The sequence below is a fragment of the Collinsella aerofaciens genome (genome assembly GCF_002736145.1).
Lineage (GTDB): Bacteria > Actinomycetota > Coriobacteriia > Coriobacteriales > Coriobacteriaceae > Collinsella > Collinsella aerofaciens_A.
The window spans coordinates 635708-661270 of sequence record NZ_CP024160.1; the positions used below are offsets into that span (position 1 = coordinate 635708).

Genomic DNA, 25563 nt, shown 5'->3' on the forward strand with positions numbered 1-25563 from the left:
TCCGTTTCCATCCATTAATCCAGCCAGAACGGGTACGGGTCCCTGTGGTGGAGATCCTCCCACACGGCCCTGTCGCCCCACTCCGGCCCTCCGTCCTCGCGCGACGGCGAGGCGGAGTAGACGCTGAACAGGAAGTCGATGTCCGCGTCGGTCGGCATCGCGGCGAGCTTCTCGCGCGCCGTCCTCGCGTCCCCCGAGTGCGCGTGGCACCACCGGAACACCGCCTTCACGCGCTTGACCGACGTCAGCCCCCGGTGGTTGCGCAGGACGGCCCTCAGCTGCGAGTTCACCCCTCCCTCGATCATGTTGTTGGTCGACGGCAGCGGTCCGGCCTTGGCCAGGGCGGGGTCGAGGCAGGTGAACAGCGTCCCCGCCGACACCAGCGACGACAGCACGAGCGCGCCCGCCTCAGCCTCTCGTGGGTGCAGGCCCTCCTGCCGTCCACCACGGTCCTGTCCTCCAGGAAGTCGGCCCAGAACCCGCACCAGTCGAGGTAGCGCTCGACCCAGACCTCGGCCTGGTGCGGCGTCTCGATGCCCATGAGGTCGCGCGCGATGAGGCAGAGCTCGCGCCCCGCCTGTAGCTTCGGCCGCGTCGTCGTGTAGCGCTTGACCTGCGAGAAGGCGTGGAAGGTGCATCTCTGGACCCTGGTGCGCGGCCAGGTCTCGCGCACGGCCTTGGCGAACCCGCTCCCGCCGTCGGTGACGACCACCTCGGGCGCCGGGATCGGCGCCATGAGGGCCGACCACGCCCTCGAGTTCTCCGACCTCGCCATGTACCAGGAGACCGCCCTCTCGCCGCTGCAGCATATAAGCACGACGAGGTCGCGCGCGACCCAGATCCCGTCGACGTAGAGCACGCGGTGGAGCTCGCCGTCGGGGACGGGCATGGGCCAGACCTCCCAGAACTCGGCCGTCCTGCGCCTGAAGGACCGCCCGCCGCCCGGCATCGCGGCCTGCGAGTCCTTCGAGAGGAGCCACCCGAGGAACTCCTCGAGCCTCGCCGCCGTGTCGTCGTAACTCAGCGTCGTCGACGCGCCGCAGGCCGTGCACCTCCACCGCTGGGACCCCGACGAGGTCCTGCCGTTGCGCTTGGTCCGACCGCCGCAGCAGGGGCAATAAACGGCCTTCATGGGCACCTCTTCCGAAAGGGTGTTTAACGGTTCCGGAAAAGGTTATCTACCTGCGGGAACGATAGGCAACCGGACACACATTCTGTCCGGGCGGTTAAAAGCGGGCACGGAATTTAAACGGCTGAAAAAGGGGCATCGACCTGCGCCGATGCCCCCAAAGTGGACACACATTTTGTCCTATAAGCCCTGTTTGGTTTCTAGTGGCTGTGCGGGCAGTTGGCGCAGCAGCCGCTGGTGGCGCTGGTGCTAGAGCCGCCGCTTCGCTGGTCGGTGTTGTAGAAACCGCTGCCTTCGAACTTGATGCCGCTGGCCGAAAACGTCTTGGCGGCTGGGGCGCCGCAGCTGGGGCATACGACCTCGGGGCTCTCGGACATGGGGTGCTCAACCTCAAACACGTTGCCGCAGCTCGAGCACTTGTAATCGTAGCGTGCCATAATACTTCCTTTTCAGCACAAAGCGGGCAGATCGCTCTGCCCGCAAAAATTCAAACGTCTGTAACTGTACCCTATATCGGGCGTTTTATCACGCTTCGCCCCAGAATCTATGCGTGTTGCGCAGGAGCTGTGCGGTTTTGCCCTCAGCGGCCGCAACGTCGGCCTCGTCAGCCTGCCAGGTCCAGTTGCCCGTGGCCACGCCCGGTACGTTCATGCGCGTGTCGTCGCCAAGCCCCAGCACGTCCTGCAGCGGCATCATCACCAGGGGAGCGTCACTTGTCAGCGCGTCGCTCATCAGCTTGGCTGCCACCTCAACACCGCTCGGCTCGTCGCCGCCCGCAAAGGAGCGCGTGCACCAACCGGCGAGCGTCGACGTGTCGTGCGTTGAGGTGTACAGAATCTTGCCCGGCGTGGGTTGCACGCCGTTGCCGACGTCGTAATCGCTAAACTCCAGTACGTCCATACCGGGGAAGCCGCAAGTCGACGCCATGGCGCGAACGCCGGGCGTCAGGTAGCCCAGGTCCTCGGCGATAAAGTTGAGCGGCCCCAGCTCGTCATAGGCGGTCTGGAACAGGTCCTTGCCCGGGCCTGCCAGCCAACGCCCTTCGGCGCAAGCCTTGCCAGCGGGGATACTGAAGTAGCTGTGGAAGCCCAGGAAGTGATCCAGACGCACGCGGTCGTAGAGCGAGAACGCACGACGTAGGCGATCCATCCACCAGCTATAGCCGTTCTGCTTCATGTGGTCCCAGCGGAACGTCGGGTTGCCCCACACCTGACCCTCGGGCGCAAAGTTGTCGGGCGGCGCACCGGAGATCTCGATTGCCTTGCCGGTATCGGATAGCCAGAAGTTCTCGGGTTCGCTCCACGCATCTGCCGAATCGTCGGACACGTACATAGGAATATCGCCGATGACCTCGATGCCCTTCTTGTGCGCATAGTTCATAAGCTCGCACCAAGCCAGGTCAAAGCGGTACTGCATGTACGCCTGAAGCTCGGCCTCGTCGTGGAAGCGCTTGTCATCGATCAGATGCTCGTTGTAGCGCGCGACATCTGCCGGCCAATCGTGGCGCGACTCGCCCTCAAAGTACTTCTTAACGGCCATGTAGACGCAGTACTTCTCGAGCCAATCGGCATTGCGATGCTTAAACGCTGTGTACAGCGGGTCGGCATCCTCGCCGCCGCGGGCCTTCCAGGTCTCAAAGTCGGCGGCCAGCTCCTCGTGGCTCTCGGGTAGCAGGTCGATATTGCCTGCAAAGGCCGAAGGACCGGCGTAAGGGGAACGGAAGAAGTCCGTGGGGTTGACGGGGAGAACCTGCCAGTAGCGCATGCCCATGGCGGCCAGATGGTCGATAAAGCGACGCGTGGGCGCGCCGATTGTACCGGGCTTGCCGTCGTCGGTCGGCACCGATGTGATATGACACACAACACCCGCACCGTGATCGAGCGGTTCCTGCAGGCGCTGCTCGGCATGGTGATAGATGATCGACGAGCCCAGCGGATACAGATCGAGCGTGACCGTACCGTTGTGGATCTCGCACTCGTGACCACTAATCACATCGCTCGCGCATTCGCCGAGCGCCGGAATCGTCACGCGGTGTGAATTGCGCAGGCTGCGGTTGATGATGACGGTCGCGGACTCGCCGTCGTTACCGGTACGGTTGTAGGCCAGCACTTCGTCATTGAGCGCGAAGGCCTTGATTTCGCCGTCGATCATAAACGGCAGCGCGCGGCGCACAGCAGATGCGTTCTTGACGATCGCAAACGTATCGAAGTCGTGCAGGTCCTCCTTGGTCGGCATGGTGCGACGATTGCCCGGATCGGTGAGACCCTCCAAGCCGTACTCGTCGCCATAATAAATCGAGGGAACGCCCGGGAACGTCATCTGCATGAGCGTGGCGAGCCAAAAACGGCTCTTGGCCAGGCCCATCGCGTTCTCGTCCAGGCGCCATTTGCTGCGCTCGCACTCGGGCAGCTGTGACTCGTCGGGGCCGCCGCCGAGCACCGAGATAATGCGCGGACGGTCGTGGCTCGAAAGCAGATTAAGTGCGCAAGACAGGGCCTCACGCGGATAGTTCTCGCGTAGGGTCTCGATATCCTCAGCTGCTTGGTAGGCGTTTTTGTAGCCCATCAAAAAGCCGATGACCATGTCGCGGAAGGGGTAATCCATGGCCGAGTCGAGCTCGGAGCCCTGCAGGTAACGACGCAGGTGGCCATAGCTGATCTTGTTGGAGGCGTCTTCCCAGACTTCGCCGAGCAACAGTGCGTCAGACTTTTCGGCAAGTACGGCCTTCTTGATTTCGGCCAGGAAGTCATCGGAAAGCTCGTCGGCCACATCCAGGCGCCAGCCGTGAGCGCCGGCGCGCAGCCATTTACGAATGACGCCGTCCTTGCCCAGGAGCCGCTCGCGTACCAGTTCGGAGCTCTCATTGATAGCGGGCATATTGCCCACGCCCCACCAACAGTCGTATGAGCCGTCCTCGTGGAAATAAAACGCATCGCGCCACGGCGAATCCTCGCTCTGCCACGCGCCCACGCCGGGGTAGTTGCCGTAGCGGTTGAAGTAGATCGAATCGTCGCCCGTGTGGTTGAACACACCGTCCAGAATGATGGAAATGCCCAGCTTCTCGGCCGCCTCGCATAGCTCGGTAAAGTCCTGCTCGGTGCCCAGAATCGGATCGATCTTGGTGTAATCGGCGGTGTCGTAGCGGTGGTTGCTCGCGGCTTCAAAAATGGGGTTGAGGTAGATGGCTGTAAAGCCCAGCTCGGCGATGCGAGGCAGGTCTTCCTGGATACCCTTGAGCGATCCGCCGTAGAAGTCCCAGGTCTTGATGGAGCCGTCCTCGGCGCGCTCGTAAACGGGCGGCTCGTTCCAGTCCTCGACCATCCGGCGCTGGATTCCGTTGCGCGGTTTTTCGACCTCGGCCAGCGTGCGCTCGCGCCAGTGCTCGTCACGGGCATAGCGATCGGGGAAGATCTGGTAGACCATTCCGCGCTCGTACCACTCGGGTCGAACTTCGCGGTGCTTGTAGACGGTGACCTGGAATGACGGCACCTCGGCGTAGTCATAGGTTACGCCTTCGCCGCCGGTGCGGCCCTGTGGTGCGCCCAGGCGAACCTCGGGCTGGCCCTCGATATTGCAGATAAAGCTGTACCAGATGAGACAGGGCTCGGTGCACTCAAGCTCTACGGTAAATATGCCGTCGCCTTCGTGCGTCATGGGATATCGAGACTCGCCGATCTCATCGACCCAGGTGCGCAGGGTGAGCGTTGCCTGGTTGGGGTCGGCATCCTCCAAGATCACCGAGAGCGAAACGGAAGTGCCAGTGGTCACAGCGCCAAACGGAGTGCGAAACTGCGGTAGGCGGCTGTTGTGTATCAATCTCATAGTACGGTCCAGTTCAATAGAATCATGGCCTGCTGGCCATGGGCTTTACGCGCAGGATGTAAGTATATCTGTTGTACACAGGCTGTATAAACAACATCCGTTTACCATCGGCGAACGGTTGTCCTAGAAAATCGTTTTACCAACTATCTACAGTGAAGAGGCGCCCGGTTGGAGCGCCCCTTGCTTAGGGTTTGATGAGGTTTTGGATCGTCTGGATTAGCGGCGCTTGCGGGTGGCCGTAGCCTTGCGCACGGAGGTCTTCTTAGTCGGAGCCTTTTCCTCGGTCGAAGCGGCGGGGGAGACCGGGGCCTTCTTGGCGGGCTCGGTCTTTGCCGTAGCCTTCGGAGCGGTCTTGACCTCAGCGGCCTTCGGTGCCGGCTCGGCCTTTACTGCGGGCTTGTCCACGGCCTTAGCCTCTGCCTTGGGAGCAGCGGCCTTGGTCGTGGCCTTTTTGGCCGTCGTCGTAGCGCGCTTGCGCGTGGTAGTCTTGGCGGCCGGGTTTGCCTCGGCCTTGGCTTCGGCACCCGCCTCCTCGACTTTGGCGGCCGGCTTTGTGGCTGCCTTGGTCGTGGCTGCCTTCGTGGTCGTCGACTTCGTAGTCGTGGTCTTCTTGGTTGTCGTTGCCTTTTTGGCGGTTGCGGTCGACTTCTTCGCAACGGACTTGGCCGGTGCCTTGACGGCGGCCTTGGCCTTTACCTCGGGAGCAGCCTCGGCCTCGGCGACCTTCTTGGCAGCGGCGGTCGTGCGCTTGCGCGTGGTCGTTGCCTTGGCAGCCGTGGTTTTAGTCGCGGCGGCCTTGGTCGTCGTAACCTTCTTGGCGGTCGTCTTGCGGGCCGCGGCCTTCTTAGCTGCGGGCTTTGCAGCAGGCTTGACCTCGGCCTCTGCCTCAGGAGCAACCTCAGCCTTCACGTCAGGCTCGGCCTTAACGAGCTCAGCTTCAATCGGCTTCTCTTCGGCCTTGGGCTCCTCAACGGCCACTGGCTCAGCAACAGCCTCGGGCTCGTCGACAACAGCCGCCGGCCTCTCAATCTCCGGATGCATAAAGAAGTACAGATCCAGATATTTATCGGCCGAGCGCGTCCAGCTAAAGTCCTGGCTCATGGCCTGCGTGACCAGCTGGTTCCAGGCGTCGCGGTTATCCCAGAACAGACGCGCCGCGCGGAACACGGCGTCGCCCATCTCGTCGCCGTTAAAGTTACTAAACGAGAAGCCCGTGCCCTCGCCGGTAAACTCGTTATACGGGATCACGGTGTCCTTCAGACCACCGGTCTCGCGCACGATGGGCAGGGTGCCGTAGCGCATGGCGATGATCTGCGATAGGCCGCAGGGCTCAAACTTCGACGGCATCAGGAACATGTCGGCGGCAGCATACATGCGCTGCGACAGCGCCGGATCGAACTCGATGCGCGCGGCCATGGTGCCGGGGTACTTGCCCTGGAAGTAGCGCAGGCCGTCCTCGTAGTCGCGGTCGCCGGTGCCCAGTACCGCCACCTGCACGCCGCCGGCCAGAATGCGGTCGAGCGCGTACATGACCAGGTCCATGCCCTTTTGGCGCGTCAGGCGCGTGACCATCACCATGAGCGGGCGGTCGTCGCGAACCTCGAGCCCCAGCTCTTCCTGCAGCTTGGCCTTGCACACGGCCTTGCCGGAGCGGTCTTCAACCGTGTAGTTGGCGGCAATGCGCTTGTCGGTCGCCGGGTCAAAGCCCGCCACGTCAATGCCGTTGAGGATGCCCTGCAGCGCGTACGAACGCTCGCGCAGCACGCCGTCCAGGCCCTCGCCAAATTCGGGCGTCTGGATCTCGTTGGCATAGGTGGGGCTCACCGTAGTGATGGCGTCGGCATAGCGCAGGGCGCCCAGCATGTAGTTGATGCTGCAGGCGTCGCAACGCAGCTGCGACGCGGCCGCCGGAATATGCGCCACACCCAGGATGTCCTCCATCACGGTGTCGCTAAACTGGCCCTGGAACGCCACGTTGTGGATCGAGAACACGGTCTTGACGCGGTCATACAGCGGCAGGCCCTGGTAGAATTCGCGCAAGAACACGGGCGCCAGCGCCGTCTGCCAGTCGTTGCAGTGCAGGATGTCGCACTCAAAGCCGGCCGGCAGGTGCTGTAGGCTTTCGGTGATGGCCTTGGAGAAGAACGCAAAACGCTCGCCGTCGTCAAAGAAGCCGTACGGATAGTCGCGCGCAAAATAGCGCTCGTTGTCGATGAACATATAGGTGACGCCGTCGTGCTCGAGCTTCTCGAGTCCGCAGTACTCATTGCGCCAGCCTAGGCTCACGTAAAAGTCGGAGAAGTGCTCCATCTGCGCCTTGTACTCGTCCTTGATGGTGGCGTACTTGGGCACCATCACGATGACTTCGGCGCCGGCGCGTACAAGCGCCGCAGGCAGCGAGCCCGCTACGTCGCCCAGGCCACCGGTCTTTACAAACGGTGCGCACTCGGCCGAGGCAAACACGATCTGCATCTTTTTGCTGGAATCAGCCATATTGTCTCCCATGTTGTTATTCGAGAATAGCCGCCAGGCGCGAACCGGGCGGCTATTCTACATGTTACGAGCGATGTTGCGGTGCCAACGTTAACGTACGATGGTGGTGTCGGAAGTTAACGGAGCCTTGCCCAGCACCAGGATGTTCTCGGGCGTGCCGCGAAGCTCGGTGTTGGTGGGAACCACGTTGTTCTTGTCCAGAATGGCATTCTCGACGCGGGCGCCGCTCTTGATGATGCAGCTCTGGTTGATGATCGAGTTGGTCACCGAGGCGCCTTCCTCAACCACAACGCCGCGCGACAGGATCGAGTTGCGCACGGTGCCCTTGATGATGCAGCCGGCCGAGATGATTGAGTTGCAGGCGTGGCTACCGGTCGCATAGCGCGAAGGCGGCACGTCGTGAGCCTTGGTCAGGATCGGGCGCTCGGGATCGAAGAGCTGGTCGGCCACGGTCTGGTCGAGCAGGTCCATGCTGCGGCGATACAGCGACTTCTCGCTAAACACGCCCACGACCTCGCCCTTGTACTCGTAGCTGCACACGTCGATGTTGCCAAAGTCGCCCTGGAGTGCCTCGAGCAGGTCCAGATAGTCGGCGGCCTGGTAGTGGTCGATAATCTCGAGCAGCGTCTCGCGGTTGACGATGCAGCAGTCCATAGACGCGTTGTCGCCATACACGACGCCGGCGCTCACGCCCGTCAGGCGGCCGTTCTCGTTAATCTCGAGCTTGGTCTCGTCATCGACGTTGCGCGTGGCCTTGCAGTACACCACGGTCATCTGGGCACCGGAGTTCTCGTGCGCCTCGATGATGGTGTTGAGGTCCATGTTAAAGATGATGTTGGTGCCCATCATCACGACATAGGGCTTCTCCGAGCGCTGGAACAGCGTCTTGTTGGAGATGATGTCGCGCAGCAGGAAGCGCATGCCGCCCTTGGTGGTGCCATACGCGTTGCCGGGCACCATGAACAGGCCGCCCTTCTTGCGGTCCAGGCCCCAGTCCTTGCCCGAGCCCACGTGGTCGATCAGCGAGCGGTAGTTGCCCGGCATGACGACGCCGACGGTCTTAATGCCGGCATTCATCATGTTGGACAGCGGGAAGTCGATCAGGCGGTAGCGGCCCAAAAACGGAACGGACGCGATGGGGCGGTCCTTGAGCAGCACGCTGCCGTAGGTCGAAGAGTAGTTAGCGGTGATATAACCGATGGCCTTGCGATTGATCATCGGATCATTCCCCCTTCCCGATAACGACGTCATTTCCAACGACGGCCGTATCCTTGGTGGTATCGACAGAGCCGAGCTTCACGCCCTCTTCGACCGTGGAGTTCTCGCCCAAAATAGCGCGGCAGATGTGCGCGCCGCTCTTAACGTGCGCACCCGGCAGCAGCACGGAGTCCTCGACCACGGCGCGCTCCTCGATGATGACATCGGTCGAAAGGATCGAGTGACGAGCGGTGCCGTAGATCTTGCAGCCGTTGGAGACCAGGCAGTCGTCCAGGCGGCCGTCCGGGCCAATGTAGTGCGGCGGACGCGTGGTGATGTTGGACATGATGGGGAAGTGCTTGTCGAACAGATCGAACTCGGGGTTGTTGCCCAACAGGTCCATCGAAGTCTCGTGGAAGCTGGCGATGGTGCCGACGTCCTTCCAAAAGCCGTGGAACTCGTAGCTGTACAGGCGCTTGCCCTCGCCGAGGAGCTTGGGGATGATGTCCTTACCAAAGTCGTGGCTCGAGCGCTGGTCCAGAGCGTCCTCTTCGAGCGCCTCGATCAGTACGTCGGCCGAGAAGATGTAGATGCCCATGGACGCGAGATTCGAATCGGGCTTATCGGGCTTCTCGGTGAACTTGGTGATGCGGCCGTCCTCGGGGTCGGTGGTCAGGATGCCAAAGCGGCTGGCCTCCTCCCACGGCACGGGCATAACGCTCACCGTGAGGTCGGCGTTGTTCTCAATGTGCGTCTTGAGCATCTTGCGGTAGTCCATGCGATACAGGTGATCGCCCGAAAGAATCAGGACGTACTTGGGGTCGTTGGCCTTGATGTAGTCGAGGTTCTGCGTAATGGCGTCGGCCGTGCCCGCATACCAGGCGCCGCCGGTCTGCGTCTCGTACGGCGGCAGGATTGACACGCCGCCGTCGCGGCTGTCCAGATCCCACGCCTCGCCGGAGCCCACGTAGGCATGCAGCAGGTAGGGGCGATACTGCGTCAGAACGCCCACTGTGTCGATGCCCGAGTTGGAGCAGTTGGAGAGCGAAAAGTCGATAATGCGGAACTTGCCACCAAAGCTAACCGCCGGCTTAGCGATCTTTTGGGTGAGTGCCCCCAATCGGCTGCCCTGTCCTCCTGCGAGGAGCATCGCGATGCATTCTTTCTTACTCATCGATTTCTCCTTCTGTCATCGATGTTCCTAAACCCATTAGCGACGGACGCGGCGCAACGTCGCGCCCGTCGAGTAATGCCGTGCTGGCATAGGGGAGCTCGCGCGCCTTTACGCGTGCCAGATCTCGTCGCGGTACTCGCGAATGGTGCGGTCGCTCGAGAACCAGCCGCTCGAGGCGGTGTTGAGCAGGGCCTTGCGGTTCCAGGTCTCCTGGTCGCCATAGCTGCCGGTGAGCTTCTCCCACGCATCCACGTAGCTGCGGAAGTCTGCCATGACCAGGTCGGGGTCGTTGTTGTTCATGAGCTCGTTGTAGATGCTCTCAAAGTTGCCCGAAAGACCGGCAAACGTGTTGTCCTTAAGCTCGTCCATCACGCGGCCCAGACGCTCGCGATCGTTGTTGAGCGTATCCCACGCAAAGTAGCTGTTCGATGCCCAGAGCTGCTCGACCTCGGGGGCGGTCAGGCCAAAGATGGCCTCGTTCTCGCGACCGGCCAGGTCGGCGATCTCGATGTTGGCGCCGTCGAGGGTGCCCAGCGTAATGGCGCCGTTCATCATGAGCTTCATGTTGGACGTGCCCGAGGCCTCCTTACCGGCCGTGGAGATCTGCTCAGAGATCTCTGCGGCGGGGTAGATGAGCTGAGCGTTGCTCACGCGGAAGTTGGGGATAAAGCAGACCTTCATGACCTCGTTCACACGGGCGTCATTGTTGATGACCTCGGCCACGGAGTTAATGAGGCGGATGGTCTCCTTGGCAAAGGTATAGCTCGAGGCAGCCTTGCCGCTAAAGATGAAGGTCGTCGGCGTCACGTGGAAGTTGGGATTGGCGATGCGACGGTTGTAGATGTCCATCACCTTCATGATGTTCATGAGCTGGCGCTTGTAGGCGTGGAAGCGCTTTACCTGAACATCGAAGACGGTGTTGGGGTCGATAACCAGACCGGTCTCGGCCTTAACGTAGGCGGCCAGGCGCTCCTTGTTGGCGCGCTTGGAGGCACCTACGGCCTTCAGGAACTCGGTGTCGTTCTGGAACTCCTTGAGTTTCTCCAGCTCAAAGGCGTCCTTCAGCCAGCCGTCGCCAATGGCCTCGGTCACGAGCTTGGCATAGGTGGGGTTGGCCTCGGCAAAGAAGCGACGGTGCGAGATGCCGTTGGTCTTGTTGTTGAACTTCTCGGGCGTCAGGGCATAGAAGTCCTTGAGCACGATGTTCTTGATGATGTCGGAGTGGATCTTGGCCACACCGTTGACGCTGTGGCTGCAGATCACGGACAGGTTGGCCATGCGAATCTCGCCGTCCCACAGAATGGCGGTCTGGCGCAGACGCTCCTGCCACCCCTCCTGCGTGGTGTCGAACGACTCGTGCCAACGACGGCTGATCTCGTCGATGATCTGGTACACGCGGGGGAGGAGCTTGGAGAACGTGCCGATGGGCCACTTCTCCAGAGCCTCGGGCAGGATGGTGTGGTTGGTGTAGCTCACGACCTGGGTCACGATGTTCCAGGCGTCATCCCACTCGAGCTTCTTCTCGTCGATGAGGATGCGCATGAGCTCGGGGCCGCACATGGCGGGGTGCGTGTCGTTGGTGTGGATGGCCACAAACTGCGGCAGCAGCTCCCAGTTAGCGCCGTGCTCCTTCTCAAAGGTGTCGAGCAGGCTGTAGATGCCGGCCGAGACAAACAGGTACTCCTGCTTCAGGCGCAGCAGACGGCCGTGCTCGCCGGCGTCGTTGGGGTAGAGGATGGCGCTGATGGCCTCGGCCTCGGCGCGCTCGGCATCGGCCAGGGCGTAGTCACCGCGGTTGAAGGCTTCCAGATCGAAGTGCTCCTCGACCGGCTCGGCGGCCCAGACGCGCAGCTTGTTGACGGTCTCGCCGGCATAGCCCACAACGGGGATGTCATAAGGAACGGCCAGGATGTCCTGCGTATCCACCGTGCGGTAGAACGTGCGGCCGTTCTCCTCAAAGCCCTCTACATGGCCACCAAACTTGATGGTCACGGCCTTATCCTGACGACGGACCTCCCAGGGATAGCCGTGGGTGAGCCACTCGTCGGTGGCCTCGACCTGGCTGCCGTTGACGATCTCCTGCTTAAACAGGCCGTAGCGGTAGCGCATGCCGTTGCCGTAGCCGGCAATGCCCTCGGCTGCCATGGAATCCAGGAAGCATGCGGCCAGACGGCCCAGGCCACCGTTGCCCAGTGCCGGATCGGGCTCCTGGTTCTCGATGACGGACAGGTCAAAGCCCATGTCGTCGAGTGCCTCGGCAACCATGTCGCGCACGCCAAAGTTAAGCAGGTAGTTGTCGAGCAGGCGGCCGATCAAAAACTCGATCGAGAAGTAGTACACGCGCTTTTTGCCCTCGGCGGTGACGCGGGCGTCACTCTTGGTGGCAACGGTGCGCGCCTTCTCGGCCACGAGCTTGGCCAGGGCGTTAAAGCGATCCAGGTCGCTGGCGGCCTCGACGCTCTTGCCGCTGATGCTCATGACGGCATCGCGATAGAGCTCGGTAAACTCCTGCTTGTTGTCGAAGATCTTATTCATACGTTCCTTTCCCCCGGGGATGTTTCTCCCGGAACGGTTATGACATGTATCCTACGCCCCCGCGGGGCGGGTATTACAGCTGTAACGGCTTTGTTACGCATCCTTGGCAGACGGCTTAACAGAAGCTGCCTTGGCCTTGGGAGCGGCCTTTTTGGTGGCTGCCTTCTTGGTCGTGGTGGACTTGGCCGAAGCCTTGGCAGCCTTCGCCTTAGCCGGAGCCTTCTTAGCAGCCGCGGCCTTGGGCTTCACCGAGGACGCACGCTTGCGCGTCGCCTTCTTGGGCTCCTCAACCACCGGCGGCTTATAGCTGCTGGGACCGCGGCGCTTAAGTACCACACCTGCCAGGCCGGGCACCTTAATCTCGATAGAATCCATCTGCCCGTTCCAGGGATAGGGCTCGCTCGAGCAGGTGTAGGGCTCCTCACCTGCATAGCCGCTGCCACCGAACTCGGGACGGTCGGAATCGAAGATGACCTCCCAGTCACCCTCGCGCGGCACGCCCACGCGGAAGCTCTCGTAGCTTGCCGGGTCAAAGTTGATCAGGATCACCAGATCGTCATCGACGTCCTCGCCCTGGCGCACAAAGCTCACGATGGACTGCTTGGAGTTATCCGCGTCAATCCAGGTAAAGCCGTCGTCGGTATAGCCACGCTCGTACAGGGCGGGCTCGGCGGTGTACAGGTGGTTGAGCGCCTTGATAAACGCCTGATGATGACGGTGAGTCTCGTACTCCTCGGTCAGGAACCACTGGATGGACTCGTAGTAGCGCCACTCAATAAACTGGCCGATCTCGTTGCCCATAAAGTTGAGCTTGGCACCGGGGTGCGTCATCTGGTAGAAAGCCAGCGTGCGCAGGCCGGCAAACTGGCGCCACCAGTCGCCCGGCATGCGGCCGATCAGCGAGCACTTGCCGTGCACGACCTCGTCGTGGCTAAGCGGGCAGATAAAGTTCTCGGTAAAGGCGTACATGATGGAGAACGTGAGCAGCCCGTGGTTGCCGGGGCGCCACGGAAAATCGGTCTGCATGTAGTGCAGGGTGTCGTTCATCCAGCCCATGTCCCACTTATAGTGGAAGCCCAGGCCGCCGTCCTGCGGCGGATAGGTCACGAGCGGCCACGCGGTGGACTCCTCGGCCATCATCATCACGTCGGGGTAGTGCGCCTCCACGGCGCAGTTGACCTGGCGGATAAAAGCGCTGGCGTCCAGGTCCTCCTCGGTTCCGTACTTGTTGAACTTCTTTTGGCCCGGATCGTCGATGCCAAAGTTGAGGTACAGCATACTGGATACGCCGTCCATGCGAATGCCGTCAACGTGGAAGTTCTCGAGCCAATACAGCACGTTGGAGACCAGGAAGGAGCGGACCTCGCCGCGGGCGAAGTCAAACTTGTGCGTGCCCCAATTGGGGTGAATCTCGTGCTCAAACAGCATGTGGCCGTTAAAGGTGGCAAGGCCGTGGGAGTCGGCGCAAAAACCGCCGGGAACCCAGTCCATAATCACGCCGATGCCAGCCGCGTGGCATGCATCGATAAAGTGCATGAGCTGCTGGGGGTCGCCATAGCGTGACGTGGCGGCATAGTAGCCGGTCGTCTGGTAGCCCCAGGAGCCATCGAAGGGATGCTCCATGAGCGGCATGACCTCGATATGCGTGTAGCCCATGTCGCGCACGTAGTCCACAAGCTCCACCGACAGGTCGTCGTAGGTGTAGAACTCGCCGCGCTGCGCGGGGAAGGGATCCATGGGACCGGGGTAGTTGCCGTACTCGTCCGGCTCGCCCTGCGGCTCATCGCCGTGGCGCTTCCATGAGCCAATATGCACCTCGTAGATGTTGAGCGGCTGCGACATGTGGTTGTGGCCGGCACGGCGCTTGAGCCACGCGGCGTCGTTCCACTTGTAGCCATCGAGGGTCCACAGCACGCTGGCGGTACCCGGAGGGCACTCGGCCTTAAAGGCATACGGATCTGCTTTGTAAAGCTTTTCGCCCTCGTTGGTCTCGATGAGATACTTATAGAGCTGGCCCTGCTCTGCGCCAGGAATAAAGCCTTCCCAGATAGCGCTCGTATGTACGGGCACCAGCGGGTTGGCTTCTTCATTCCAGTCGTTAAATTCGCCAATGACATGCACGCTCTTTACATCGGGCGCCCAAACGCAAAAACGCCAGCCGCGCGTACGGTTCTGCGTGTCGGGGTGCGCGCCCATCTTTTCCCAGCTGCGCTCCCACGTGCCAATGCCAAACAGGTAGACATCGTCCTTGGTGAGCTCCGGTGCGTGCGGGGCGGCTTTACGGGTTGCGGGCTTTTTAGCCGTTGGCTTTAGCTTTGTATCGCTCACGTTTGATCCCATCATGACGCGGCAGCGTGTTGCCTTGGTGACTAGATGCGAAAGGTCCAAGGCTGCACGAATCGAAGGGACGGCGATAGTTCTATGATTCGTTCCACCTCGCGTGCTCGGTGGAACTTTCGGCAGAAACTACGATAACACCTGTACGTTACTTTTATGAAGGAAAGTGGTTTTAGGGCGGCGTTTAATCGGTAAGCGCCATGTTTAGACCACTGGCAGAATTGCCGTGGTAAAACTCTTGACAGTTTTACCAATTAGGGTTTCTAAATTGTTAGTCAGACGTTTGGTAAAACGTTTTTAGCAGGATGTTTACCATTTGACATCGAAAGGTTCGTTTATGTCCCAGACCGCCGCCTCCAACGTTGCTTTTATTTTCGATTGCGACGGCACGCTGGTTAATAGCACCCCCGTTTGGGCCTATGCCCAGCCCGAGTTATTGCACCGCCACGGAGTTGACGTGACGGTCGACGATTTTGCCCAGTTTGAGCATTTGTCGCTCGAGGATGAGTGCCAGGCCTACCACGACACCTGGGACATTGGCGCGAATGGCGAAGAGCTGTATCGCGAGCTGAGCGATATTCTGATTGATGGGTACTCCAAGGTGCCGCCGCGCGAGGGCCTGCTTGCATTTTTGAAGCAGGCGCAGGAGGCGGGCATTTCCATGTGCGTTGCCACGTCTACGCCGGCCGAGCTGGTGCAGTCCGCGCTCGCTGGTGCCGGGCTCGATGCTTATATGGAGTTTGTTACCACGACGGGCGAGGCGGGACGTTCCAAGCAGTTCCCCGATGTGTACGAGTTGGCGCTGCGTCGCCTTGAGGAGCGCCATGGGCACAAGTTTGAGCGCACATGGGTGTTTGAGGACGCCGTCTTTGGCCTAAAGAGCTCTGGGGTCGTTGGCTTTAAGCGTGTAGGTATCTATGATCCGCACGGCCGCATGAAGCGCGACGACGTACGCGCCAACTGCGATATCTTTATCGACAGCTACGAGGAGCTGGATCTGGCCCGCGTACTTTCGTTTGAGGGATAGGCGAGGGCTGTGGCTTGCAAGGTATTAGTGGTCTGCGGCTCGCCAGTAGTTGCGAGCGCTGAGTTGTTGCGCCGCTTAGTAGGGGAGTGCGATTACGTTGTCGCCGTGGACCGCGGCCTGGATGCTCTGCTGGGTGCCGGTTTGAGCTGCGACGTATATGTGGGGGATGCCGACACGGTGAGCGACGCAGGCCGCGCGCTGGTCGATGCCGCCACCGACTTTGAAGTTGAGCGCCACGACCCGTACAAGGACTATACCGACCTGGCGCTGGCGCTCGATTCCGTCCGACGCCGCTGGCCGGGTGCCGAAGTGGTTGCGACCTGCGCCACGGGCGGCCGCCCGGATATGGCCCTAAGCGTCCTAGGCCTACTAGCAACATACAAGGATGCCCCCGTCTGGATTGCCGAAGACGAGACCACGGCTCGCATTCTGCACGAAGGCGAATCGTGGACTATCGAAGGCGCCGAAAGCAAGACGTTCTCCATAATCGCAATCGCCCCCAACACCGAGGTAAGCGAACACGGCCTAGAATGGGAGCTAGATCACAGCCCCCTGGGCCTGTTGGCCGACACGGGCATCAGCAACGTCGTCAGGTCAACTGCCACGATCCAAGTCCACACCGGCACCGCCATCGCTTACCTCTACAAGTAAGGTCTATCCACCGTCCCAGGAAAACCCGTAAGTAAGAGATTCAACCCAAAAAAGTCCTTGCATCAAGCAAAACATTCCCCTATAGTATCTCCTCGTCACGGGGGCGTAGCTCAGCTGGGAGAGCGCTTGACTGGCAGTCAAGAGGTCAGGGGTTCGATCCCCCTCGTCTCCACCATCGTGATTGCAAAGGCCTTCGGGATCCCGAAGGCCTTTTTTCATGCCAAAATACCTCGCGCCATAAACTCCAACCACACCATCAAAAAGTTGCACAATTTATTTCCCATGTCTGTACATAGTTTGTTAGACAAGCGCAATTACCAGTGCAGCTCGCTGCTCCATTTGTGCTTAAAGATCACCCTTAATCACCGCTAGCACCCCAATAACCTGCGCCAACGTGAACAACATCCCAAAACAACCCCCTTAAGCACGCTAAATGAACGATATGTTGTCCACCACAAGCCAAATCAGTTTCGCTACCAGCTTGTGCTAGGATACCTAACGTTACATGAGTTCAACTGTGCTCGCGGCTCCAGCAAGTCACAAAGCGCAGGGTCGATCAGCATCCGGCCGTAACGGCGGTGCCAGAAACACCACGAGCTCCAATATCGATTGCCATGCGCGATTTTGCACTTGGTTTTGCGGGCATTTAAAAGTTCGCATGGTGTAGTGCATCGAGTTGCTACGGCAAACCTCAGCAGTCTTCAGCTGTTTGCGTGCGGTCCAGTTTTGTTCCCGCTTGACTGGTTCGCACGCAGCCAGCTGGAGTCGCGGTCATTTTTGCGATACACGTCCGCGTCTCTAGCAACTGCATATATACATACCGTTCACGGTGAGGCAGAGCCACGTGCTTGTCTAACTGGGCTCAGGGTTTGAATATGGAGCGCCTTCGCGCACAAGCGCCCTGGCGAAGCCATACCCAAACCCCGTGAGCCACACGTAAGACAGCAAGGGGGTGGTGCTTGTGTGGTATGTGATCCAGGTCATTAACGGTCGCGAAGACGTTATGCGCGAGCGCATCGAGCGCGTGGTGCCAGTGGGCGCCATGCAAGAGATCTTTTATCCCCAATTTCAAACCGAGATCAAGGTACACGGCGAATGGGTCAATACGACCAAGTCTCTCTTTCCCGGTTATCTTATCTGCGACACGGAAGATCCCCGTACCGTGCAACAGTATCTGCTTCGCATGGACGACTTTGCCCGGGTGCTTTCCCAGGACGGTCAGTTTGTGCCGCTAGCAAAAGAAGAGGTCCAGCTTATTGGCGGCTTTACGCATAGGGGAGACCGCGTGGTGCCCATGAGCGAGGCCCTAAAAGACGGTGACCAAGTCGTAGTAACGGCAGGTCCGCTGCTGGGCCACGAGGGCCTTATCAAAACCATTAACAGACGCAAGAGCACTGCTTATTTGGAGCTCGATCTGTGTGGTCGACGCGTGACTACCCGCGTTGGCCTTGCTGTGCTTTCAGCCGAGCAGCGCGTAATGCGAAACGTTAAAAAGGCGATCGCCTAGCTGCAGACGGTTGCATCACAGAACAGGGAGGATCCCCGACCCGGGGTCGAAGTGTTGGAAGAGAACGTGTCGGATAAAACAGAATATGCAACGGATGCTCCAGCAGGTGCGGCGCTGATTGCTCAGGCCATGGACCGGCGTGAGGGCGCAGGCCGATACAGGGCCATGCAATCCATCATGGACTGGGATCGCTCGCGCATGGCGTACCGTGCAGTCAAACGCGCCTTCGACATCGTGTTCAGCGGTGCCGTGCTCGTCGTCATCGCGATTCCCAGTCTAATTCTCGCCGCGGCCATCCGGCTGGAGAGCGAGGGCAGCCCCTTCTACAGTCAGATCCGCGTGGGGCAGACCTGCCCCGACGGCAGTCTGACCATGTTCCGCATGTGGAAGTTCCGCTCCATGTTCCGAGACGCCGACGAGCGTCTCGCCGAGCTCAAGGAGCAGAACGAGATCGCCGGCGCGATGTTCAAGATGAAAGACGACCCGCGCGTCACCAAGATCGGCAGGTTTATCCGCAAGCACTCCATCGACGAGTTCCCGCAGTTTCTCAACGTGTTCCTGGGCCAGATGTCGGTCGTTGGTCCGCGCCCGCCGCTGCCGAATGAAGTTGCGCAGTACACGAAATATGACCTACAGCGCCTTGCGGTAAAGCCTGGAATTACTGGCTGGTGGCAGGTAACGGACCGCAATGACACTGACTTTGATGGCATGGTCCGCCGCGACCTGGAGTATATCGCCAAGCGTGGGGTGCTGACTGATTTAAAAATCGTTGTTCTTACGGTGATTGAGGTTCTGACCGGAAGCGGTGCGTGCTAGATGACCAAACCTATCAGAGTGGCTCAAGTTGTCGGCAAGATGGTTGGTGGTGGCGTCGAGGCTGTTGTCATGAATTATTATCGCCATATCGATCGAGGCAAAGTACAGTTCGATTTTCTTGTCGATTCTGATTCTACGCTTGTTCCGCGTGAAGAGATTGAGTCGCTCGGCGGCAGGGTTTTCGAGATTCCGCCCTACCAGCATGTGGTTGAATATCAAAAAGAACTTCAGCGCCTCTTTAAACAAGAGGGTTGGTGCATAGCTCACAGTCATATTAATGCATTGAGTCTTTTTCCGCTGCGTGCTGCCAAAAAGGCGGGTATTCCTGTGCGAATAGCCCACAGCCACTCAACGAGTGGAAAAGGGGAGTACTCGAAAAATGCTATGAAATGGATTCTTAGACATTTCGCAAACATTTACCCCACAGCACGTGTTGCCTGTTCAGAGAGAGCCGGCCGATGGCTCTTCGGCGAGAAACATGAATTCACGCTTTTCTACAATGCCATTGACCTTGAGAGATTTAAATACGACGCCGGCAAGCGAAAATGCACTAGGGATGAGCTCGGTATCGAAAACGACACTTTCGTTGTTGGGCACATGGGGCGTTTTATGGCTCAAAAGAACCACTCATTCCTTGTATCTGCCTTTGCAAAGTTTGTAGAGTTCGAGCCGAACTCATTACTGCTGCTCGCAGGCAATGGTGATCATATGTCACAAATCGAAGAACTTGCCACAAAACTCGGTGTGGCCGATAAGGTTCGTTTCTTGGGCTATAGAAGCGATTCAGACTGTCTATATCAGGCCTTCGATTGTTTCGCTCTGCCCAGTCTCTACGAGGGTCTACCTTTGGTGGCTGTAGAGGCGCAGCGCTCTGGTTTGCACTGTCTATTGTCGACAGCAATTACGCGTGAGGTCGCGTTAACCGAGGGCGTGGAATTCCTCGACATTGATTCCGTCGATGAATGGGTGAAGGCTTTTATAACTTGTTCGAAGGATCGTGGGCGCATCGACGTATCTACGAGCCTCTTTATCGCCTATAACGCCGTGGACGCTGCGCTGCGTCTTCAGAACTATTATTACGATTTGATATCAGGAGCTCAACATGCCAAATAGCTATGTAATCGTACCGTGCTGCTCGGACCTTAATCGAGGTGACCAGGCCCTCGTCTGGGAGACGAGAAGAATTGCCGAGGACGCTGGACTTAAAGGCAAGTATTATTTTACCTCCGAGGCAAACGAACCTGTCGTGCAGAGCGAAAAGCGTGGCTTCACGCGCATCTTACCTGTTCTTGAGCATCCTTCTCGTAAGTTCAAGAATAAAGAGAACGTTCAGTACAGCACTGCGCTCAAAGTAAAATGGGGTGTTGTTGCACTGGGTGACCTTGTGGTGAGTCTTTGCCTTCTCACTAAACTGGGGCGCAAAATCCTAAAGCCCCTGTTGTCCGCTAAAACTAGAGATTCTCTTGAGGTCATGGAAAACATGACGGCGTTGCTTGTAAAAGGCGGCGGATTCTTCCAGTTTTACGGAGGCTTGACATCTAGTTATACAGCGTATTTTGATGCGTACCATATCTTCCTCGCTTCACGCCTTGGAAAACCAATTTACATGATGCCTAACTCTCTCGGGCCTTTTGATGGCCCTATGGTGAAATGGATAGTGCGTAAGGCGCTTAGCAAATGCAGCCTCGTGAGCGCCCGCGAGAGCATTTCTCGAGATATGACATCTCAAGAGCTTGGCCTAGAGCCCGCCCTGTCACCTGACCTGGCGTTTAACCTTCAGCCTTCGCAGCTTGATAAGGATGAAGTGTTCACAAAGTACGATATTCCGATTGGCCGTAAGGTCGTTGCCATAACTGTAAGGCCCTATCGCTTTCCGAACGCAAGTGACCCAAAGACCGCCTATGAATCATTCAAAAAAGGTGTCGCTGACTTTGTCGAATGGCTTTACGGGCAAGGATATATTGCAGTATTCGTAAACCATACGCTAGCAGTCAATTCTCATGAGAACGATTTTGCTTGTATAACCGATATTTCGAAGATGCTGCCTGATGAATGCTACAGAGTGATTTCAAACACCGACTATGACTGTAGAGACCTCAAGTGTCTTTATAGCTTTTGCGACTATATCGTGGGCACGCGTTTTCACTCGGTTATCTTTTCTCTTGCGAGCGGGGTCCCCGCACTTGCTATTTCCTATGTTGGCAACAAGAGCGTTGGCATTATGTCCGATATGGGCCTTAGCGATTATGTGCTCCACATTGACTCAGTGTCAGCTGACGAACTCAAGGCAAAGTTCACTATGCTTGCTCAGAATGAGGAAGAGGTAAAAGCTAAGCTGAGCACATACATGAACAATATTCCCGTGGAGCGCAAGAAGCTAGTCGGACTCATTGAAGGTGCATAGGTGAATCAATAACACTCTGTTACCTGATTCCTTTGGAGATATTTTGTTATTTGTTCATGACCATGTATTCGTCGAGTGCGATGGCAGGCTATATACAACGGGAACCTTGAGCCAAGGCCTGCTCAACCAGTATAAAAAATGGTTCGGCAGTCTTTCGATATTGGCAAGGCATAAAAGCGTTACCTCCGATCATCAATCTGTAAAGTCTGAAAATAGAGTGGAGGGGAACTTCAAGCTTGTCGAAAAGAGCGGCAACCCCTTTGACTACCTCGGGTATCGCAAGACAGTTCGTAGCGCTGTGAATGAAGCGGACTGCGTGGTGTCTCGCATGCCATCGGTGCTGGGGTGGATTGCCGTTGAAGAATGTCGCAAACAGGGTGTTCCGTACCTCATAGAAATGGTAGGCGACCCTTGGAATTTACTTTGGTATCACAGTAGGAAGGGTAAGTTATTTGCCCCGATAATGACTGCCGCGACAAAGGTGTGTTGCCGTAAGGCCCCCTACGTCCTTTACGTGACTAATGAATACCTACAGGGGAGGTATCCGACCGAGGGGAAGTCCGTCGGCGTGTCAGATGTCTCCATCCCGCCGCTCACTGAAGACGTGCTTGAGAAGAGACTTGCGCATATCGCACAGAGGGAAATAGATTCATCGATTGTTATGGCTACAGTGGGAAGTATTGATATTCCCTATAAGGGCCAGGATAGCGTCATCCGGGCAATGAAAATCCTGAAGAACCGTGGCATATCTACGGAGTATTACCTTGTTGGCGGTGGGGATCGAAGTCGTCTTGAGAATGTGGCGATAGATTGCGAAGTTGCTGATCGAGTGCACTTCATCGGCCTCCTTCCACATGACGAGATATTCAAATTGCTCGACAATGTGGATATGTACGTGCAGCCGAGCCATACAGAAGGCCTGCCGCGATCTGTCATAGAGGCGATGAGCCGAGCTTTGCCCGTGCTCGCCTCAAATGTGGGCGGCCTCCCAGAGCTTATTGATAAACGCTGGCTTTTTCCAAAGAACGATTCGAATGCCATTGCAGCTGGCATTGTGGCCATCATGAACGCGGCTGACAAAACGGCTTTGGATAACTTCGGCAAAGCTAAAAAGTTTGATTCCGCTTTGTTAACCGAAAGTAAGAATTCTTTCTATTCAAGTTATGCCTACGCTGTAAAAATTTCCCAAAATAGAAAAAAATAACAGGTGCAGTGAAAATGAATAGATACGACTTCCTCAACACAAAAATAGATTTTGCAATGCTATTTGCCATTTTTGTGGCGTTAAAACCAAGTTGCATTTCTTATTTCTCGGGCGGTCTCAATGCTGTTTGGTACGCTGCACAATTAATCGGCATGATATGCGCCTTCTATTTTCTGATCAAGTCAAAGCCAAATGTGGTTGACCTTTTGATTGTCCTGTTCTATGGCTGGCTGCTTATTACAACGATAATCCATAAAGCCGCTATATTCGACTATGGAAAAGAGGCATTCCTATTTTTCTCCTTGTATTTAACAATGAGGTATGGAGTGGAGAAAGACTCCAAAACCTTCTTTAATTACACTGCAGCTTTCTTGCTCTTTTACACTCTGTTGAACACGGCTACGGCTATTATCAGTTATCCGGGATCCCTATTCCGTGATAATCAGAATCCAATTTTTTTCCTTGGAGGAGACAATTCATCGGTCAATTTATATCTTGCCAGCATTTGTTTTAGCGCTATTAGTAGATACCAACGGAGCGGAAGACTATCGCTTCCTTTTATTTCGCTTATCAATCTGCTTGTATTTTCACTTTTGCGCGATTTGGGAGGAGGCAAGGTCGTGTTTGGCCTTGCCTTTCTGGGGCTTGTCTATCTTTTGATTGCAGAACGCTATCCGAAAAATACAGCTTTATTTATCATAGGCATCAACGTTGCGCTATTTCTTTGCCTTGTAATTTTCAATAAAATCGATTTTCTTCAAAACATTATCGTAAATGTCCTGCACCGGGACATGACCTTGACAGACCGTACCATAATATGGGGAATAACGATCGATAAGATCCTTGCCAATCCTTTAACTGGATACGGAATGATAGACGGACTCGCATTCCAGTCAATGCTTCCGTACATCATCGGAATTAATGCCCACAACACATATCTTATGATTTTATTTGACGGGGGTATTTTGCTTTTCGGTCTATTCATATCGCTTTTAGTGGTTGTAGCGACCGAATTTGATTCCTATGCACATCCGACTATTTCCTATGTCTTTTCCGTAGGACTATTTGCGCAGTTGGTAAGAGCACAAATTGAGGGATGGGACGTACAGTGGATATTAATCTACCTCTCGCTGATGTTCCTTCTGCCGAAAATCGAAAGCTCAGTAACGAGCTATTTGGATCCGGATAAGGTCGGCTTGTCCTCAGAAACTGGCGAATTCGAATAAATAGGTGGAACGATGTGGTATGAGAATAAACTACTAAACAAGGCCTTTCTTCAAACGACAGATTGGTTTGTTGCTTGGCGTCACGTTGGCGACTCGGCTTACAATCTCGTCGATAACCCGTGCGGATATTGGCTGGCAGATTCCCTATTGTATGAAGACACAGATGGAGCGTGGCTCTTCGCCGAAGCTTTTGACGTTAATAAGGGCTATGGGAAGCTTGCCGTGCTCCCGTTTGATGGAAACACTTTTAGCAACTTTGAGCTGGTTCTTGATACTGGTTCACACCTCTCTTATCCATTTGTGTTCAAGCACGATTCGACACGTTTCATGATCCCAGAGTCGAGCGCTTCTCAAGAAATTGCTCTATATGCGGCAGTTGACTTCCCATTTGGTTGGCGCAAAATTGCCACGCTGCTTGAGGGGCCTTATGTAGATACAACTGTCTATGAAGATGGTTCCGGGCATATTTTTGGATATTCGTATCAGATCGATTCGAGAGAATTCATCAGATTTTCTCTTGATATGGTCTCTTTTGCCTTAACTGTCGAGCAGCGTGTGCATGATACAGATGGGTTGCTACGTCCTGGTGGCAGAGTGTTTTACGAAAACGGACAGTGGTTATTTCCAAGTCAAAACAATCGCTATTTTTATGGCCAGAGTCTTCTGCTTCGCAATCTTTCAAGCGATTGTATTCTGCATGAGCTCTTGCCGGAAAATGTGAAATCTGCGGATGGAAGAGCGTTCCGAAGACTACATACCTATTCTCGGACCGCTTCATTCGAAGCGGTCGACCTTTCGGACTATCGATTCTCGCCCGCAAAACCAGTCAAGAGAATTCTTCAGATGGCAAATCGCTGACTCTATTTCTCTTTAGTCCGATTTTTAGAGGTTGAATATGAATCAGTTCAATAAAGTCATTTATATCGTTAAGTCGCAGCTTTCCTACTACCCACCCTGCATGGCGCAGATTCAAATGTTGCAAGACTTGGGAGTGGACATTGAGGTTTGGTATGGCTCCAGCGCGGAAACAGCGTTGGATATACTGGACAGGCGAGGCATCTCTCGCAAACAGCTTGTTGATCCGCGAGGTAGATTCAAGGGAAAGCTCGATACCGTCAATAATTGGATAGAGTTCAGACGAGTTCTTGAACGAGAACTCAAGCGGAGCTATCAGCCTAACTGGTTACTTTGGTTCGGCACTGCGGAATCGTCTATGCCGATGGTCGGACATCTAGGGAAATATGCATTCGTCACAAATGCTCTTGAACTCTATGATGAACATCCATTAGAGGCAAAATTGCTCGGTGCAGTATCCCGCGACGCGAAGGCCATGATTGCGTGCGAAAGAACGCGATCCTATATTATGCGCTATTGGTGGGGTCTTGACCGGCTACCATACGTGATGCCCAACAAGCCTTATGGGCTTAGTATTTCGAGTGAGCTGCCTGTTACTACGGAGGCCACTCGGGCAATCGTCGATGAGCTTGAAGGCAAGCCTTTTATTATCTACCAAGGGATATTCCAGAACGTAAAGTATCTGGAGGCTCTTGCTGGCGCCCTCAAGGAGCTGGACAGTAATCTCTACCTTGTACTTTTGGGAATTGACAATCATAACATCGCTCCGCACATTGCCGAGATTTACTCGCGGACACGGTACTTTTCGAGCGTGCCGGCACCGACACACCTTGAAATTACAAGCAGAGCAAGAATTGGTGTTGTTTATTATGACGACTTAATTTTGAACGAAGCCTTTTGTGCGCCGAATAAGATATATGAGTATTCCGCCTTCGGGATGCCTATGCTTGCAAATAAGATACCAGGCCTAGAAAGCACTGTGGGGGCTGCTGGCGCCGCCATCTGCAGCGACTTCACTAAAGACGAACTTAAACAAGCGATTGCCGAGATCACGGATAACTATGGGAAATACTCGGAAGCCTCTAGTCGATTCTTCCAAAGTACCGACAACGTCAAGACCATGACGCAAATTGTTTGCGACCTTGGCATTCGCAGGGAATAGCCAGCTGCAAGATTGTGTTTGGAT

At 56.6% G+C, this 25563-nt stretch carries 17 protein-coding genes, 1 tRNA gene and 1 pseudogene; 11 read left to right on the forward strand and 8 right to left on the reverse strand.

The genetic code is table 11. The features are described 5' to 3' along the window. Positions 1–14: 14 nt before the first annotated feature. From CSV91_RS02785 to glgB, 8 genes and pseudogenes are all read right to left on the reverse strand, one after another. A pseudogene (locus CSV91_RS02785) lies at positions 15–1132 on the reverse strand (IS1249 family transposase). A 197-nt stretch (positions 1133–1329) separates the two neighbouring features. Beyond that, positions 1330–1566 carry an FmdB family zinc ribbon protein gene (locus tag CSV91_RS02790; protein WP_099431722.1) on the reverse strand — a complete coding sequence of 79 codons (237 nt, stop codon included), beginning with the start codon at positions 1564–1566 and terminating at the stop codon, positions 1330–1332. Positions 1567–1654: 88 nt separating this feature from the next. Further along, positions 1655–4951 (reverse strand): 4-alpha-glucanotransferase, encoded by a 3297-nt coding sequence (locus CSV91_RS02795; protein WP_099431723.1) that lies wholly within the window; start codon positions 4949–4951, stop codon positions 1655–1657. A 216-nt stretch (positions 4952–5167) separates the two neighbouring features. Continuing rightward, a complete protein-coding gene (glgA, locus tag CSV91_RS02800; protein ID WP_172622433.1) occupies positions 5168–7444 on the reverse strand; it encodes a glycogen synthase GlgA in 2277 nt (758 codons plus the stop codon). A gap of 90 nt (positions 7445–7534) precedes the next feature. Further along, the gene (glgD, locus tag CSV91_RS02805) at positions 7535–8662 is read right to left on the reverse strand and encodes a glucose-1-phosphate adenylyltransferase subunit GlgD (protein WP_099431724.1); all 1128 of its coding nucleotides are present in this window, start codon (positions 8660–8662) and stop codon (positions 7535–7537) included. A gap of 4 nt (positions 8663–8666) precedes the next feature. Further along, a complete protein-coding gene (locus tag CSV91_RS02810) occupies positions 8667–9815 on the reverse strand; it encodes a glucose-1-phosphate adenylyltransferase (RefSeq protein WP_006233920.1) in 1149 nt (382 codons plus the stop codon). A gap of 108 nt (positions 9816–9923) precedes the next feature. Then, complete coding sequence (locus tag CSV91_RS02815; protein WP_099431725.1) at positions 9924–12350, reverse strand: glycogen/starch/alpha-glucan phosphorylase; 2427 nt, start codon at positions 12348–12350, stop codon at positions 9924–9926. A gap of 93 nt (positions 12351–12443) precedes the next feature. After that, on the reverse strand, positions 12444–14693 hold the full coding sequence (gene glgB, locus CSV91_RS02820; RefSeq protein ID WP_099431726.1) for a 1,4-alpha-glucan branching protein GlgB: 2250 nt from the start codon (positions 14691–14693) through the stop codon (positions 12444–12446). A 331-nt stretch (positions 14694–15024) separates the two neighbouring features. On the opposite strand from glgB, the gene CSV91_RS02825 reads away from it, so the two are divergent. The 11 genes from CSV91_RS02825 (at position 15025) to CSV91_RS02875 (ending at position 25539) form a co-directional block, all read left to right on the forward strand. Further along, entirely contained in the window at positions 15025–15714 is a 690-nt protein-coding gene (locus CSV91_RS02825) for an HAD family hydrolase (protein ID WP_099431727.1), read from the forward strand. A 9-nt stretch (positions 15715–15723) separates the two neighbouring features. Next, positions 15724–16365, forward strand: coding sequence for a thiamine diphosphokinase (locus tag CSV91_RS02830; RefSeq protein WP_099431728.1), 642 nt, complete (start codon positions 15724–15726; stop codon positions 16363–16365). Positions 16366–16464: 99 nt separating this feature from the next. Further along, positions 16465–16540 (forward strand) — tRNA-Ala (locus tag CSV91_RS02835). A 786-nt stretch (positions 16541–17326) separates the two neighbouring features. After that, positions 17327–17872, forward strand: coding sequence for an antiterminator LoaP (gene loaP / locus CSV91_RS02840; RefSeq protein WP_232049545.1), 546 nt, complete (start codon positions 17327–17329; stop codon positions 17870–17872). Positions 17873–17926: 54 nt separating this feature from the next. Continuing rightward, a complete protein-coding gene (locus CSV91_RS02845; RefSeq protein ID WP_232049546.1) occupies positions 17927–18688 on the forward strand; it encodes a sugar transferase in 762 nt (253 codons plus the stop codon). Next, the gene (locus CSV91_RS02850) at positions 18689–19801 is read left to right on the forward strand and encodes a glycosyltransferase family 1 protein (protein ID WP_172622434.1); all 1113 of its coding nucleotides are present in this window, start codon (positions 18689–18691) and stop codon (positions 19799–19801) included. It begins immediately after the preceding gene. Continuing rightward, a complete protein-coding gene (locus CSV91_RS02855) occupies positions 19791–21092 on the forward strand; it encodes a polysaccharide pyruvyl transferase family protein (protein ID WP_099431730.1) in 1302 nt (433 codons plus the stop codon). Before CSV91_RS02850 ends, CSV91_RS02855 begins: the two co-directional genes overlap by 11 nt. 43 nt (positions 21093–21135) lie before the next feature. Further along, positions 21136–22296: a glycosyltransferase gene (locus CSV91_RS02860; RefSeq protein WP_147579370.1), complete on the forward strand. Its 1161-nt coding sequence runs from the start codon at positions 21136–21138 to the stop codon at positions 22294–22296. Positions 22297–22310: 14 nt separating this feature from the next. Beyond that, entirely contained in the window at positions 22311–23522 is a 1212-nt protein-coding gene (locus tag CSV91_RS02865) for an O-antigen ligase family protein (RefSeq protein WP_099431732.1), read from the forward strand. Between the two features lie 12 nt (positions 23523–23534). Further along, the gene (locus CSV91_RS02870; RefSeq protein WP_099431733.1) at positions 23535–24380 is read left to right on the forward strand and encodes a glucosamine inositolphosphorylceramide transferase family protein; all 846 of its coding nucleotides are present in this window, start codon (positions 23535–23537) and stop codon (positions 24378–24380) included. A 37-nt stretch (positions 24381–24417) separates the two neighbouring features. Next, positions 24418–25539 carry a glycosyltransferase family protein gene (locus tag CSV91_RS02875; RefSeq protein WP_099431734.1) on the forward strand — a complete coding sequence of 374 codons (1122 nt, stop codon included), beginning with the start codon at positions 24418–24420 and terminating at the stop codon, positions 25537–25539. The last annotated feature ends 24 nt before the right edge of the window (positions 25540–25563 follow it).

Bases quoted from the DNA above. Each gene is read 5' to 3' on its own strand.
- CSV91_RS02790 (WP_099431722.1), bottom strand. From the start codon at position 1,566: ATGGCACGCTACGATTACAAGTGCTCGAGCTGCGGCAACGTGTTTGAG.
- CSV91_RS02795 (WP_099431723.1), bottom strand. From the start codon at position 4,951: ATGAGATTGATACACAACAGCCGCCTACCGCAGTTTCGCACTCCGTTT.
- glgA (WP_172622433.1), bottom strand. From the start codon at position 7,444: ATGGCTGATTCCAGCAAAAAGATGCAGATCGTGTTTGCCTCGGCCGAG.
- glgD (WP_099431724.1), bottom strand. From the start codon at position 8,662: ATGATCAATCGCAAGGCCATCGGTTATATCACCGCTAACTACTCTTCG.
- CSV91_RS02810 (WP_006233920.1), bottom strand. From the start codon at position 9,815: ATGAGTAAGAAAGAATGCATCGCGATGCTCCTCGCAGGAGGACAGGGC.
- CSV91_RS02815 (WP_099431725.1), bottom strand. From the start codon at position 12,350: ATGAATAAGATCTTCGACAACAAGCAGGAGTTTACCGAGCTCTATCGC.
- glgB (WP_099431726.1), bottom strand. From the start codon at position 14,693: ATGATGGGATCAAACGTGAGCGATACAAAGCTAAAGCCAACGGCTAAA.
- CSV91_RS02825 (WP_099431727.1), top strand. From the start codon at position 15,025: ATGTCCCAGACCGCCGCCTCCAACGTTGCTTTTATTTTCGATTGCGAC.
- CSV91_RS02850 (WP_172622434.1), top strand. From the start codon at position 18,689: ATGACCAAACCTATCAGAGTGGCTCAAGTTGTCGGCAAGATGGTTGGT.
- CSV91_RS02855 (WP_099431730.1), top strand. From the start codon at position 19,791: ATGCCAAATAGCTATGTAATCGTACCGTGCTGCTCGGACCTTAATCGA.
- CSV91_RS02865 (WP_099431732.1), top strand. From the start codon at position 22,311: ATGAATAGATACGACTTCCTCAACACAAAAATAGATTTTGCAATGCTA.
- CSV91_RS02870 (WP_099431733.1), top strand. From the start codon at position 23,535: ATGTGGTATGAGAATAAACTACTAAACAAGGCCTTTCTTCAAACGACA.
- CSV91_RS02875 (WP_099431734.1), top strand. From the start codon at position 24,418: ATGAATCAGTTCAATAAAGTCATTTATATCGTTAAGTCGCAGCTTTCC.